At 42.1% G+C, this 13,011-nt stretch carries 15 protein-coding genes and 2 pseudogenes; 11 read left to right on the top strand and 6 right to left on the bottom strand.

Translation table 11 applies throughout. From position 1 onward, the window contains the following. Positions 1-154 precede the first annotated feature (154 nt). From J7E26_RS08870 to J7E26_RS18615, 4 genes and pseudogenes are all read left to right on the top strand, one after another. Positions 155-1,027, top strand: coding sequence for a cation diffusion facilitator family transporter (locus J7E26_RS08870; RefSeq protein ID WP_214803973.1), 873 nt, complete (start codon positions 155-157; stop codon positions 1,025-1,027). A gap of 111 nt (positions 1,028-1,138) precedes the next feature. Then, positions 1,139-1,465: a hypothetical protein gene (locus tag J7E26_RS08875; protein ID WP_214803974.1), complete on the top strand. Its 327-nt coding sequence runs from the start codon at positions 1,139-1,141 to the stop codon at positions 1,463-1,465. A gap of 278 nt (positions 1,466-1,743) precedes the next feature. Beyond that, a complete protein-coding gene (locus J7E26_RS08880; protein WP_311379534.1) occupies positions 1,744-2,292 on the top strand; it encodes a GNAT family N-acetyltransferase in 549 nt (182 codons plus the stop codon). A gap of 257 nt (positions 2,293-2,549) precedes the next feature. Beyond that, positions 2,550-2,624 (top strand): annotated as a pseudogene (locus J7E26_RS18615) (hypothetical protein); the annotation flags it as partial. Positions 2,625-2,660: 36 nt separating this feature from the next. Here the strand turns inward: J7E26_RS18615 and J7E26_RS08885 are convergent. Further along, the gene (locus J7E26_RS08885) at positions 2,661-2,894 is read right to left on the bottom strand and encodes a hypothetical protein (protein ID WP_214803975.1); all 234 of its coding nucleotides are present in this window, start codon (positions 2,892-2,894) and stop codon (positions 2,661-2,663) included. Positions 2,895-3,149: 255 nt separating this feature from the next. Here J7E26_RS08885 and J7E26_RS08890 point away from each other — a divergent pair, with 255 nt between their 5' ends. After that, a complete protein-coding gene (locus tag J7E26_RS08890) occupies positions 3,150-3,950 on the top strand; it encodes an SGNH/GDSL hydrolase family protein (protein ID WP_214803976.1) in 801 nt (266 codons plus the stop codon). A gap of 61 nt (positions 3,951-4,011) precedes the next feature. Here the strand turns inward: J7E26_RS08890 and J7E26_RS18460 are convergent, their stop codons facing one another. Further along, entirely contained in the window at positions 4,012-4,140 is a 129-nt protein-coding gene (locus J7E26_RS18460; protein WP_285289002.1) for a hypothetical protein, read from the bottom strand. Between the two features lie 443 nt (positions 4,141-4,583). Then, positions 4,584-4,859 carry a hypothetical protein gene (locus J7E26_RS08895; protein ID WP_214803977.1) on the bottom strand — a complete coding sequence of 92 codons (276 nt, stop codon included), beginning with the start codon at positions 4,857-4,859 and terminating at the stop codon, positions 4,584-4,586. A 410-nt stretch (positions 4,860-5,269) separates the two neighbouring features. Between J7E26_RS08895 and J7E26_RS08900 the strand changes: the two are divergent. The 4 genes and pseudogenes from J7E26_RS08900 to hmpA all read left to right on the top strand — a co-directional run bounded on the left by J7E26_RS08900 (position 5,270) and on the right by hmpA (position 7,857). After that, positions 5,270-5,546: pseudogene (locus J7E26_RS08900) on the top strand (putative quinol monooxygenase). Between the two features lie 42 nt (positions 5,547-5,588). Beyond that, a complete protein-coding gene (locus J7E26_RS08905) occupies positions 5,589-5,894 on the top strand; it encodes a DUF2568 domain-containing protein (protein ID WP_214804038.1) in 306 nt (101 codons plus the stop codon). Between the two features lie 336 nt (positions 5,895-6,230). Further along, complete coding sequence (locus J7E26_RS08910; RefSeq protein WP_214813257.1) at positions 6,231-6,404, top strand: hypothetical protein; 174 nt, start codon at positions 6,231-6,233, stop codon at positions 6,402-6,404. Positions 6,405-6,666: 262 nt separating this feature from the next. Continuing rightward, positions 6,667-7,857 carry an NO-inducible flavohemoprotein gene (hmpA, locus tag J7E26_RS08915; RefSeq protein ID WP_214803978.1) on the top strand — a complete coding sequence of 397 codons (1,191 nt, stop codon included), beginning with the start codon at positions 6,667-6,669 and terminating at the stop codon, positions 7,855-7,857. 354 nt (positions 7,858-8,211) lie between these two features. Here the strand turns inward: hmpA and rpsD are convergent, their stop codons facing one another. Next, positions 8,212-8,814, bottom strand: coding sequence for a 30S ribosomal protein S4 (rpsD, locus tag J7E26_RS08920; protein ID WP_214803979.1), 603 nt, complete (start codon positions 8,812-8,814; stop codon positions 8,212-8,214). Positions 8,815-9,107: 293 nt separating this feature from the next. On the opposite strand from rpsD, the gene J7E26_RS08925 reads away from it, so the two are divergent. After that, positions 9,108-10,850, top strand: a complete 1,743-nt coding sequence (locus J7E26_RS08925) for a sensor domain-containing diguanylate cyclase (RefSeq protein WP_214803980.1) — start codon at positions 9,108-9,110, stop codon at positions 10,848-10,850. A 38-nt stretch (positions 10,851-10,888) separates the two neighbouring features. Here the strand turns inward: J7E26_RS08925 and J7E26_RS08930 are convergent, their stop codons facing one another. Next, complete coding sequence (locus tag J7E26_RS08930; protein ID WP_214803981.1) at positions 10,889-11,371, bottom strand: GAF domain-containing protein; 483 nt, start codon at positions 11,369-11,371, stop codon at positions 10,889-10,891. A gap of 126 nt (positions 11,372-11,497) precedes the next feature. Between J7E26_RS08930 and refZ the strand changes: the two genes are divergently transcribed. Beyond that, positions 11,498-12,121 carry a forespore capture DNA-binding protein RefZ gene (gene refZ / locus J7E26_RS08935; RefSeq protein WP_214803982.1) on the top strand — a complete coding sequence of 208 codons (624 nt, stop codon included), beginning with the start codon at positions 11,498-11,500 and terminating at the stop codon, positions 12,119-12,121. On the opposite strand, the gene hisJ is transcribed toward refZ, so the two are convergent. Next, entirely contained in the window at positions 12,111-12,923 is an 813-nt protein-coding gene (gene hisJ, locus J7E26_RS08940) for a histidinol-phosphatase HisJ (protein ID WP_214803983.1), read from the bottom strand. The two genes, refZ and hisJ, sit on opposite strands and share 11 nt — an antisense overlap. Positions 12,924-13,011: the final 88 nt, after the last annotated feature.

The raw sequence follows: 13,011 nt of genomic DNA on the forward strand, positions 1-13,011 counted from the left end.
TAGGGTCTTTCAGAATGGATGCAAGCCTATTTTTTGTTGCTTTCCAACATATTTTAGGGCGAGTTACATGTATGGCTGTTGTGAAAAACGTTGCTGTAGACCCAAACAAATAAGGTTTGATACGATATGTTCATGGAAACAGAAGAGGAGGATCATGGTGGAAAACACCTCTAAAATTGCCTTTTTATCAGTGGTAAGCAATTCTTTGGTCGTATTTCTTAAAATAGCCGTCGGAATATTAACCGGTTCGGTCGCGATTCTTTCTGAGGCCATCCATTCTTTTTTAGATTTAATAGCTGCCTTTATCGCCTTTATTTCTGTGAGGATTTCTAAAAAGCCTGCTGATTCCGGGCATCCGTACGGGCATGGAAAAGTGGAAAATATATCTGGAACCATTGAGACGATTTTAATTTTTGCGGCGGGTATTTGGATGATTTATGAATGCGTGCAGAAATTGGTGAACCCGGAGCCTGTTCACCTGCCTGTATTGGGGATCATTGTGATGCTTGCAGGGGCGGTCATTAATTTTATCGTATCGAAAATGGTGGGAAAAGAAGCCCGAAAGGTCAACTCCGTGGCCATGAAATCAAATGCCCTGCATTTACTGACGGACGTGTACACATCGTTAGGCGTTGCAGTAAGCCTTCTGTTTGTTGCTTTAACGGAGTGGTACATACTTGACCCGGTCATAGGCCTGGTGCTTGCGGTTTACATCATGCTTGAAGCCTTTAAATTAATGAAAGAAGCATTCCCTCCGCTGATTGACACTCGTTTATCCGGCGAGGAGGAGGAGACAATCCTAAAGATTATTACCTCCTTCAAGCGCGAATATATTGAAATACACGATTTTCGTACAAGGCGCTCAGGGCCGCAGGAGTATATCGATTTCCACTTAGTCGTATCCTCTCACTTTACTATAGAAGAGGTGCACGGCCTATGCGACCGTATCGAAAAGGAAATCACAAATGAATTTAAAAACGCTCAAGTGCTGATTCATCCTGAGCCAGAAAGCGAAAGGAAAAAATGAAAGCGATGACGCCGGACAGCCGTTTCCGGTGTTTAATCGTTCGACAAAATGTGCAAACCGTTCCCTGGCCAACTCCCTTTCACTCATAATAAAGGCAGGGGGTGAAAGGCAGTGAAAGCTGCAGAATCAATCGAAACGTTTAAAAAATGGATTGCTGAAATTGAAGAAAGCAATGAACGATTGCGAAAAAAATTCGAGGCGGTTCAAAAGGAATTTTTACAAAAAAATTCACGTAAAGAAATGCTGGAACTGATAGCAAATGAGTATGCAGCAGAGGAAAGAGACGGCTTTAAGGCCCATTTTTATTACGATGATTTGGCCGAAGAAGCAAACGAGCTTGAAAAGAAATACAATCAAGAGCTGCATAATTATTATAAAAAAAGCCAGTACAACAACTATTTAATAAATAAATTGAAAGAAATCATTAAAATTTACTGATAAAGGCACCCTCGGGGGTGTTTTTTATTCGCGGTTGACATGATGTCAGGCTGACTTTATTTGAGGTGAACGATAGATAAGAGGAAAACAGATGTCATCAATCCCGTTATGGAATACTTTCGGCCTCTCTTAAGAAATTCAGGACTGTTCATACCGAGGAGTTTCAGGCATGCGGAGGAACATAAGTCAGAAGGAGTTTTCAATCATAAAAATTCAAAAAAGACGCTCTCTCAAGCGCAAATTGAAAATCAAGCAATGTTCCTAGGAGGAGAGTATACGTGGAGCTGACCATAAGAAAGATGGCAAAGGAGGATCAGGATCAGCTGATTGAAATTGATGACAGGTTTACAGTAGATTCGATTCTCGTCCTCTCTATGGATAAAAATAAAATTCAGTATACGGTTGAAAATATCCCCGGCTATATAAAAAGCTATAAGGACGGCGAACAGCTTGAAGAATCGTCCGACTTCCCGGCATATATTGATCACCCGAATCAGGCGGTTTATGCAGCGTATATAGACGATCAGCTTGCGGGGTATGTTACGGTAAAACGCAACTGGAATGAATATGCGTATATTGAAGATATGAAAGTCGATATAAAGCACAGGCGCCAAGGAATCGGCAGGACATTAATAGAACGGGTCATACAATGGGCAAAGGAACATAAGATGCCGGGCATCATGCTGGAAACACAAAATGTAAACGTAAAGGCTTGTCAATTTTATGAGAGCTGCGGTTTTAAGATTGGCGGTTTTGACTTTTGCCTGTATAAAGGGATAAAAAAACATGCAAATGAAGCTGTGCTGTATTGGTATTCGATATTTTAATACATTCCTAAAAAGAGGCCCATCAAAGAGGGTCTCTTTTTTTGCGGCGGTAGCACAAGTCAAAATCTTCAAACGGATTTGAACCAACATTTCTTTGAAATAAAGTAAAACTAAGGGCGGATATCCTTGTGACTCTTAATATAGATGACTTATTTTTTTTGAAATCAGCAAGTAGCTTATACATCTGAGGGGGAGGATTCATACGTTATGTTATGGGAAAAGGGAAACAATTCCTTTTTCTCTAGGAGGTGAAAGTAATGAACAGTATTTCTCATAACGATATTCAACAGGGAGTTGCTGTTGCTCATAGAGAAGGTTTAGGAGATTATTTACACCAAGAACCGGTTTCCCGAAAAAGTTCGGGCCGTTCAAAAAAGCGCAAGCACCATCGCACCCATCGTTCTTGCCGTTCTCGCAGCTTCAGACGTACGAGACGCACTCGCCGTTCTCGCAGTTTCAGACGTACGAGACGCACTCACCGTTCTCACAGCTTCAGACGTACGAGGCGCTCTCGCCGCTCCCGCAGCTTCAGACGCTCGAGACGCACTTGCCGCTCCCGCAGTTTCAGACGTACGAGACGCACTCGCCGCTCTCGCAGCCATAAACGTACAAAACGTTCTTCACGCAAACGCTGTTTTAAATGCTAAACATGGAATCTCCTATGTTTAACGGATGCGAATAAGGAACGTGATCTGCTATAATTGAATAAAGAAAGAACTTCCAATAAACTCCAGGAAGGAAAGCCTGCGGACACTGAACTTACAACATTGCGCTGTTTGTTTGGTGTCCGTTTTTGCTTTCAGGGCCAAATAAATGACCGGGGTTATGCCGGATCATAGAAACGAAAGGATGATATTATGTTTCATCTGAATAAAAATTTACCAGAAGAAGCGCTCAATACGAACTTTGAAAAAACAGAGGAAGCCATTAATCACTTCTCCTCAGAAACAGCCCATGCAAATATCAGCAGCCAGCTTTTACATATCACGGACAGCGGGCATATAAGCATTGACTTTATCCAAAAAAGCGGGCTCCGAAACGCTAAGAAAATCGCTATTCTGGGTGATAGCGTCGCCCGGGGCCTGCGCGCACAATACGGCTTCGCTGATATTCTGAAAGACCGGACAAAGGCCGAGATTACGAATCTTTCTGTCAGCGGCGTCAATATGAGCAACAACGGAAAAAATAACATCTATCAGCAGGCGCTTAAGACGTCCGGCAATGAAGTCATTATTGTGCAGGGAACGGATGACGATTGGTGCAACCATATCGGCATTGGCAAAGACGAAAAGGATATTACCACATTTTACGGAGGGTTCTGCCAAGTCATTCAGCAGCTGCGCAGCAGAAACAAAGGGTGCAGCATCATTGTCGTGACCGCTACGAGGCAGGCGAAAATCTCAGAGGGAAAGATTGTCCGGCGCGATACCGATAAAAATAAATTAGGGCTGACGCTGGCCGACTATGTGGATGCCCAAAAAGAAGCCTGCACGCTGCTTTCCGTGCCGTATGCTGACCTGTTTTATACAGATTTAATTGACCCTTATAATCCGGCATTCCGCAAAATGTGCATGTCAGAAGGCCTTCACCCGAACGAAATAGGGCACCAAATCATTTTTCAGGAAATCTGCAGAAACTATTTTTACTATTACGGGTGAGAAGTGCGAATGAATAATTTATTGACAAAAACCGGAATAAAAAAAGCCCCCATTGGGGAGGTCACTTATTTTTCTTCTCTTCTAAAAGCTCCATGATTCTTTGATTGGTATGTCTTAGCGCTCTCAAAAGCGATACAATATTTCCGGTAAAACCGATTAAAATGATTAGCAGCAAAATAATGATCCACACAAGCAGACCCCCTTCATGTAATGGAAAGCCAAAGCGCAAGCTCTTTATATATTTTACTTATGTTGTATGAAGGGGAGAATAGGTCTAAGCGATCGTGTTTTGTTTACTTTTTATTCGGGGGGAAGTGACTGGCCGGATAAATCATTCTTACAGCGGCCACATAGGTGGGGGTCACTTCAGATCAAGATTCATACCAAGTTTCATTTGATCGTAATCAAACAGGAGTTTATATTTCGCTGAAGTGAATAAGAGCCTGCTCTATGAGTCTTTTTTATTATAAATCTGCTAGCAAGAAACATAGCCGATGAAAAAGAAACCCCAGTTCTCCTGCTCTCATAAGGGATCTGGGGTTAATCTGATGTCTTGTCTCTGCACTCAGAAGCGCTGCGGCAAATATAGGAGAGAAGTAAGTTTCTGAAAAAAAGAAGGGGGAAGCCCCTTCTTTAGTCGATCCAGCCTTCATAAGTCGCTCGATAAAACCCTTCTACAACTTCTACAGATTTAAGATAATACTTATATCCGTTTTTAATCGTTACGTTGGGGATATTTGATCTGTAAACAAAATCTTGAGTGAAAGAATCTTTAATCAATTGTGCAGAAACTTCTGCTTGTGTTGATGTGATGGATGAATTAGCAGGACCGGCAGCAAAAGCAGGAGCAGCAGAAACAAGTAATGTCAGAGACAGGGCGGAACCAGTTAAAACTTTTTTGAAGTTCATTTTAAACACTCCTTTTTCCTTTTTAATACGGTTGTATTATTACATATATTGTTAAATTTGTCTATGTAAATTTATGTTGATTTTTTGTGAACACGAAAAGAAGGCAGCCAATTGAGATTACAAGGAAAACTTTTAATATATTGTTTTTTTATAGCCGTGGATTGATAACGGAGAAAAACTGGGGATAATCTCTCCAAGAAAGTCAAAAGGTTTACAAACTTTAAAAAGTTTTGTAACCGATAATATTAGAGAGCGGGTTAAGTAACACAGGTCACCGAAGGAGTGCTTTTTTGTATGAAGTCCGTCACCCTTATGAAGGACTGCTATCGTTCGGAAAATTCTGCAAATGACTGAAGTGGTTCAAAGAAACGGTATAATGAAAAGATAGAAATTGAAAGAGGGGGGATTCGATGCATTACATAACTGCATGCTTGAACATTATTAGTGATAAGGGCCTTAATGAAATAATGGGGGAATTCAAAAAGCTTGAGGAAGCAACTAACAAAGAAGAAGGATGTATTGCATTCCATGCTTATCCTCTTGAACCATCAGAAAGAAAAATAATGCTTTGGGAGATTTGGGAGAACGAAGAAGCTGTTAAAGCCCATTTCACCAAACCTCACAAAAAATGTTCAAAAACAAAAATTAACGGAAGTAGAATGGTTATTTAAAAGTAACGTGAATTAAAAAAACAAAACCATGCTGCGGGGTGCTTTTATACAGCAGGAGCTGAAAACATTGAATCAAATTAATTTGCTTTTAAGATTCTCACTTAAAGTCGCGGCACTGATCGTCTTAGTGTTATTTACTTGGACTCACTTCAATGGTTATATTAGACTTGTTTTAACTTTAGTTCTGCCAATTGCGGTAATGGTTATCTGGCCCGTGTTTGCAGTTCCCGATGATCCAAGCCGAAGCGGTCAAACTGTAATAGCTGTAAACGGGATGACTAGATTGATTATCAAGTTATTGATTTTCGCAGCGGCTGCTGCTGCGCTGTATTTTAGTCATTTAGCCGGCTTCATCTTTTTTTGACTTATCATGCTGCACTGCATCGCTTCACATGAGCGGATAAAATGGCTTTTAAACCAATAGAGCATTACAAATTCAGCACTCTTTATCAGGGTGCTTTTTTATGTGCTTTGCAGACTCCATCCGGTACATCTCGGGGTGTGCAATCGGCGGTTAACAGCTTGAGTACGGCGGCAGCGTCATGGTTTATTGCGCTTTATATCATGTGCGGTCTATTCGGTTAAACCGAATCGGGAATAAGTTAGGCAAGACAACGAGACGAATGAAACAACATCTATAATACTGCACGCTGGAAGCGAGTAAGAAAAGCCGTTCTGTTCAGGGACGGCTATTTGGGTTGTGAATGCCGGAGCCGCGGGACACGGTTCACCATTTTATTACGATGTGGGAGCATTTGATCAAGATAAGCGTGAGATGATCTGTTTAGAGTGTCACAACTGTGAGGGGCATCCAGAAAGAAGCGCGGATAAAAACGGCGTGCTGAAGTCGTGCCGATTGAACGCTGCGGTTTAAAGGAATGACTAAACGAATTTTATTATTTGTTTATTTGTTGCTTTTATCCTGATATCATCTGTAAATTTTTCTTTTTGAAGGTTTAAATTGGGTCGATTAGCCTCTTGTTATACAGGGAATTTTATAAAAAAGAGTTGAAAATACCATTTAATTAACAAATTTGTGTCAATTCTTTTAAAGATTCATTTTAAATATATCTTTTGTCCGGAAAAAGCGTTAATTTAAAGATGTATACAATATACATCTTTGGGGGGTAAACAGGATGCTGAAAGAAAAAACAATTGAAATTATTAAAAGCACCGTACCGGTATTAGAAAAACACGGGGAAGAAATTACAGGACGTTTTTATGACCTGTTGTTTCAAAATCACCCTGAGCTTTTGAACATATTTAATCAAACAAATCAAAAGAAAAAAACGCAGCGTACTGCTTTAGCAAATGCTGTGATTGCAGCCGCTGCTAATATTGACCGTCTGGAAAATATTATTCCTGTTGTGAAACAAATTAGTCATAAACACAGAAGTATTGGAATTAAACCTGAACATTATCCAATTGTGGGGAAATATTTATTAATTGCCATTAAGGATGTTTTAAAGGATGCTGCAACTCCTGAAATTATCCAGGCATGGGAAGAGGCATACGGCGTCATCGCAAATGCTTTTATCGGAATTGAAAAGGAAATGTATGAACAAGCAGAAAAACAAAAAGGAGGATGGAAAGGATATAAGGCGTTCAGTATTGAGAAAAAGGTTCAGGAAAGTAAAGAAATTACATCTTTTTATTTAAAGCCGAAAGATGGACAACCTCTGCCCGAGTTTGAAGCAGGGCAATATATCAGTGTGAAAATTTTTATCCCGGAATCAGGTTATACCCATATTCGTCAGTATAGCTTATCAGATGTTTCCGGTAAGGAATATTACCGTATTTCAGTTAAAAAAGAGGGGATCGTTTCCTCATATTTGCATGATCAATTAAATGAGAAGGATTCAATAGAAATTAGTGCGCCTGCCGGAGATTTTATTTTGGATTCGTCTTCTGAAAAAGATTTAGTTCTTATTAGTGCCGGGGTCGGTATTACGCCGATGATAAGCTTATTAAAAACAGCTGTTAAGAATCAACCGCAACGAAACATTCTTTTTATCCATGCTGCGAAGAATAGTGAATATCATGCTTTGCGGCATGAAGCAGAGGAAGCTGCAGAACATTCATCAGTTGAATCTGTCTTTATTTATAGTGAGCCATCCGAGAAAGACCGTTCAGGTAATGTTCGTTTCCGTGAAGGGCAGATTAACAAACAGTTTTTAAAAGAAGTGATCGTAAATCAAGATGCTGATTATTATCTGTGCGGGTCACCGTCTTTTATTAAACAAATGCAAAAACTGATTTCTGAATTAAATGCCGTACCTGAATCAATTCATTACGAATTATTTGAACCTCAGCTGAGCATGGCATGATTGTTTAAATTCAGCACTCTCATCGTAACACCAAAAGTATTTTTGATTTTCGGGGGACCGAAAACAAAAGAAAAACTTGAAACTGAAATAAAGTTAAAATCCCTCTCATGAGGCCCAGTCCCTTAGAGAGGGGTTTTTACATACCTGCTGATTTTATTTTACGCCCTACACCGATGCCCACCCGGCAGATCATGAGGGGTTCCTGCTGGTAACTCACGTAACAACATCATTTTTAAATCTCCCCCCAATTATATAAGGGAAAATACATATCAGAACCCAAAAGAAAAACCCTAGAAATGTTGATATAACAACGTTTCTAGGGTTTAATTCAATGCTCTTTAAAGAGCATTTTAATTAACGAGAGTAGAACTCAACGATAAGCGCTTCGTTAATTTCCGGAGCAAGTTCAGAACGCTCTGGAAGACGAGTGAATGTACCTTCAAGCTTTTCAGCGTCGAAAGTAAGGTACTCAGGAACGAAGTTGTTTACTTCTACAGATTCTTTAATGATAGAAAGGTTACTTGATTTTTCGCGAACACCGATTGTTTGACCAGGTTTTACTTGGTAAGACGGGATGTCAACGCGGCTTCCGTCAACAAGAATGTGACCGTGGTTTACCAATTGGCGTGCTTGACGGCGAGTGCGCGCAAGACCTAGCTTGTACACAACGTTATCAAGGCGTGAATCTAAAAGAATCATGAAGTTTTCGCCGTGTTTACCAGTCATTTTTGCAGCTTTGTCAAACAATGTGCGGAATTGGCGTTCGTTTACACCGTACATGTGACGAAGTTTTTGCTTTTCTTGCAATTGCAAACCGTATTCTGATAGTTTTTTACGTTGTCCCGGACCGTGTGGACCTGGTGCGTAAGGGCGTTTTTCTAATTCTTTACCTGTTCCGCTTAGAGAGATTCCTAAACGGCGTGACAGTTTCCAAGATGGACCTGTATAGCGAGCCATAATGTGACTCCTCCTTTGGTTTTATTTTTGTGGAAAATAAAAACCGTCTGTTCTATTCGACCGTGCACATTATGTTTTCATGTATCCTCGCTCCAGCAGCAGAGAGTTACACGATACACCTTACAGCTAAGGAACAAAATGAAAACACAGAAGCTGAACAAAAAGGCTGCAATATTTCACACAAAGAACATTATATGATTTTTCTTTCCTGCCGTCAACCATTTCTCCATGAAGAGTAAAGGTTTATGATATAATGAACAAAAAATGAGCAGTACATGTTTAGGTGATAAAAAATGAAAAAACAAACAACCGATCAAGTGACGGCCTTTCAACAGAAGATGCTGATGTTCTTCTTAACGAAATCTGAATCCGTCTCACTGTCCGACTCGCTGTTATGGCTGGCCTCAGCTCTTGAATCCTGCTTTGCATCTCTTTCATTGACCCTTTCACCGGCTGAATCATCCCATTTCACCATAAAATCAGAAGATGAACCGAATTATGCTCCGCTAAAAGAGAGTGACACATCGTTTATCATAAAAAATCAAACGTCCGGCAGATGTTTTTTTCTTTGTTCGGAAAGCGGACTGGCGATTCCTGAGTGCCTGCCTGAGCTTATTACCCAGTTTATCAATCAATCTGTGAGGCAGAGCAGACTGTTTGAGAAGACAAAGCATCAGCGGAAAATTCACAGGATGACAGAAATGTTCCATTCTTTGCTGGATCAAAATGAGGTGCTTGAAAAACTGCAGGCGAGCTTGAGCGCGGCTTTTCAGTCCTTCCGTTTTTTACTGTTCATCTCACAGGATCAGGATACGGACAGACAGCTTCTCGCAAAAGAACTGCATATGGAAGGAAAGGATGCGGATCCGTATGCCCTGAAGGTTTATTTGTCCGGCAGAATGCAGAGGAAGGGGAAAACATCCGCATATTTGCCGATCAAAGGCCAGCAGGGGACATACGGGGTTCTGAAGGCTGAAGGAATGCAGGAGGCCGTGCTATCATGCAGCCACCTGAGCGAAATGCTGCTGCTTGCTAGCGCCGCGGGAAAAGCATTTGAGAATGCGCAGCTTTACGAGCAATCGAAAAAAAGCATTGCGAACCTGGAACTGATTAATGAAACGTCGCGCCAGCTTAATCAGCGGCTCAGGCTGACGGATACGATGCGGGAGCTCGCCGCCATTATGACTCAAACGTTTCACGCAGAAGAAGTGGCTTTTTTTCATATAGATCATTTTGAAGCGCAAAACCGCCTGCCGGGACATACGGCTTTTTTTGAGACAGATTGTGCAGACAAGTACATCAATGCAGTAAAAGAAAAGCTCTTTGAAGGAGAAAAAGGTGTGTTTATCGGCAATGGCAGAGCTTTGTTCGGCGAAGACGGCTACGGATCGCTGATGGCAGTGCCGATGATAGAAAACGATGCCGTGTTCGGATTCGCAATATTGCTGAAAAAGGAATTGTATGCTTTTACGTTTGAAATGTACAAGCTGTTCCAAGCGCTTATGCATCACGCCACATTGGCTGTGACGAATTCAATGCTGCGTGACCGGCTTGAGCATCTTGTGCAGACGGACCAGCTGACGGAGCTGTATTCAAGAATATACTTGGATGAGAAAATCCAATACAGCATGAAAATTAATAAACGGGGGGTTTTGATTCTCGTTGATATTGATAATTTCAAAAGCATTAATGATACATACGGGCATCAGACGGGGGATTCTATATTAATTCAAGTAGCCTCCGTCATGAAATACCATATCAGGGAACATGATGTCGCCGCGCGCTGGGGAGGCGAGGAGCTGGCCATCTATTTGCCGAATGTCAATGTGGCATCCGGAGAACGCATCGCTAAGCGGCTCGTTCGCGCCGTGCGGGAAAATACGGAGCCCCGGGTGACGATTTCATGCGGCGTTTCCTGCTGGACAAAGACCGAGCCGATGCCGTTAAAAATGCTGGTCAAGCATGCGGATGAAGCGCTCTACACCGCCAAGCGGACCGGCAAAAACCGCCTGATCGTCCATAAAACAGCACCCTGACAAAAAAAGGAGCCGGCCTGATGGCCGAACTCCTTTTTTTATCCTAATCTTTTTTCAAGCGTTTCGACAAACTGTGCTAAATAGGCTTCATCCGTCTCATCAAAGCGGTTTTTGACGGGGCTGTCAATGTCCAGTACGCCGATAACTTCACCGTTTACGCGGATCGGGAGCACGATTTCAGACCGGGATGCAGCATCACAGGCGATATGGCCCGGGAATGCGTGCACATCGGCAATCCGCTGTACGGCGCCTTCTGAGAAGGCAGTCCCGCATACGCCTTTTCCGAACGGGATGCGCACGCAAGCGGGAAGGCCCTGAAACGGTCCTAACACAAGCTCGCCTTCTTTGGCGAAATAAAATCCAGCCCAATTAACTTCTGATAACGAATGGTATATAAGCGCAGACGCGTTTGCATAATTTGCGATCGCATCAGTTTCGTCTTCTGTCATGGCTTCGAGCTGTTTAAGCAGAAGCTGATAACTTTTTTCTTTATCTTCGGATTGTTTTTCGACATGAAACATGGAAAACCCTCACTTTTTCTATAATATAAAACAAAGTTCCGGCCGTTCTGGCGGCATTTGTCGAGAAGTTCTTACAGGAACGGGGCCCTTCTGCTTGAATTGTTAAGTAATAAAGGGGTGAGCCGTATGAAAGTAAGCACCAAAGACAAAATTATTAATGCTGCTGTCCTGCTTTTTAACCAAAAAGGCTTTTCCGGCACGTCCGTCCGTGAAATCGCAAAGTCAGCTGATGTAAATGTAGCGCACATCTCCTACTATTTTAAAGGGAAAGGCGGCTTAATGGAACATTTAGTTTCCGAGTTTTACGAAGGCTACAGCAAGACGCTTGAAAAAGCCGCAGACAGTATGATCGGCGAAAACACACAGGAGCGCATCCTGCGGGTGATTTTCGATATTTTATCCTATCAGCACGACAACCGTCAATTAACGCGGTTTGTTTACCGGGAAGTGACGATTGATTCCACGCTCATCAGGGAAATCATGTCTACTTATCTAATGAAAGAAAAATATATTTTGCAGCTGATGATCGAGGATGGGCAAAAACGCCATGAACGGCTGACGCTGCCCGTGCCGCATTTCATCCTGCAATTAAAATCTCTTCTGATGATGCCGTATCTTCAGCCTCAATATATTACGGAAGTGCTCTATATGCAGCCTCACGAGCCGTATTTTTATAAAAGGTATTTTGAAGAAGTGACAATTTGGATTAAAAGCGTGTTCCATCAAAACGATGCCGCGCTTATGAATTAACCGTGCTTCTGTAAGTCTCATATGAATAGCCGACATCTTCCGCTTGATGGGCGTCCGACCCGAATATGAGCGGGATTTTTTTTTGCTTCGCCTGATCCGCCATCCAATCTTCCATGTACGCTTCCCCGGCAAATTTTTTTCTGAGACCTGATGTATTAAAATCAAGCTCCATTCCGTGTTCTTTCACAGCGTCAAGGCAGCGGGACACGAGATCCTTTATATGCGGTGACATGCGGTAAGGGAAAAGACGCACAAATTTTTTAACAAGCGTAATATGGCCGACCCGTTTTGGCTTATAGGGGCCAAGCGGTGTTACAATTGAGGAATAAACGGCTTGATAGTATTGTTCATACACGGCTTCTGTGCTTCCAAAGCGCGTAATCAGCTCTTTAAATGTATGCTCATCATAATCGAGGCAGAAATAGGCCGGGCCCGCCTTCAGAAAATGGACGGATAAAATGCTGTCATCAAGAGAGGGGCCGTATGTGTCAAGAAATGCCGCGGTTTCCTCTTCATAACCCGTGATGTAGTCTGTTTCAAGCCCGGTAAGGATGCTGATTTGCCCTTTATACTCCTTTTTTAATTGCGAAAGCCGATCTAAATAGGCTTCAAGCTGCCTTGAAGCCATCGCGCTGTCCTGAAGCGGCACAGGGTCTTGGAAAGACGGAGGGAGCGGGGCGTGCTCTGTAAATGTGATGGAGTCAAAGCCCTTTTCAATCGCTTTTTCAACATATTGTGCCAGCTCGTCCTTCGAGCCGTGAGGGCAAAATGGCGTGTGAATATGCGCGTCTCGTTTTTTCATTTATGTCACTCCGTTTAAAAATTGCAGAATCCTGCCGAAATTATGCAAAAAGTTTTTGATTTCTGGTCAAAAAATGTTGGTTACATGG

The sequence above is a fragment of the Bacillus sp. ISL-51 genome (assembly GCF_018613535.1).
In the GTDB taxonomy this organism is placed as follows: Bacteria; Bacillota; Bacilli; order Bacillales; family Bacillaceae; genus Bacillus.

Bases quoted from the DNA above. Each gene is read 5' to 3' on its own strand.
- J7E26_RS08870 (WP_214803973.1), top strand. From the start codon at position 155: ATGGTGGAAAACACCTCTAAAATTGCCTTTTTATCAGTGGTAAGCAAT.
- J7E26_RS08885 (WP_214803975.1), bottom strand. From the start codon at position 2,894: ATGGCTGCGAGAGCGGCGAGTGCGTCTCGTACGTCTGAAACTGCGGGA.
- J7E26_RS08890 (WP_214803976.1), top strand. From the start codon at position 3,150: ATGTTTCATCTGAATAAAAATTTACCAGAAGAAGCGCTCAATACGAAC.
- J7E26_RS08895 (WP_214803977.1), bottom strand. From the start codon at position 4,859: ATGAACTTCAAAAAAGTTTTAACTGGTTCCGCCCTGTCTCTGACATTA.
- hmpA (WP_214803978.1), top strand. From the start codon at position 6,667: ATGCTGAAAGAAAAAACAATTGAAATTATTAAAAGCACCGTACCGGTA.
- rpsD (WP_214803979.1), bottom strand. From the start codon at position 8,814: ATGGCTCGCTATACAGGTCCATCTTGGAAACTGTCACGCCGTTTAGGA.
- J7E26_RS08925 (WP_214803980.1), top strand. From the start codon at position 9,108: ATGAAAAAACAAACAACCGATCAAGTGACGGCCTTTCAACAGAAGATG.
- J7E26_RS08930 (WP_214803981.1), bottom strand. From the start codon at position 11,371: ATGTTTCATGTCGAAAAACAATCCGAAGATAAAGAAAAAAGTTATCAG.
- refZ (WP_214803982.1), top strand. From the start codon at position 11,498: ATGAAAGTAAGCACCAAAGACAAAATTATTAATGCTGCTGTCCTGCTT.
- hisJ (WP_214803983.1), bottom strand. From the start codon at position 12,923: ATGAAAAAACGAGACGCGCATATTCACACGCCATTTTGCCCTCACGGC.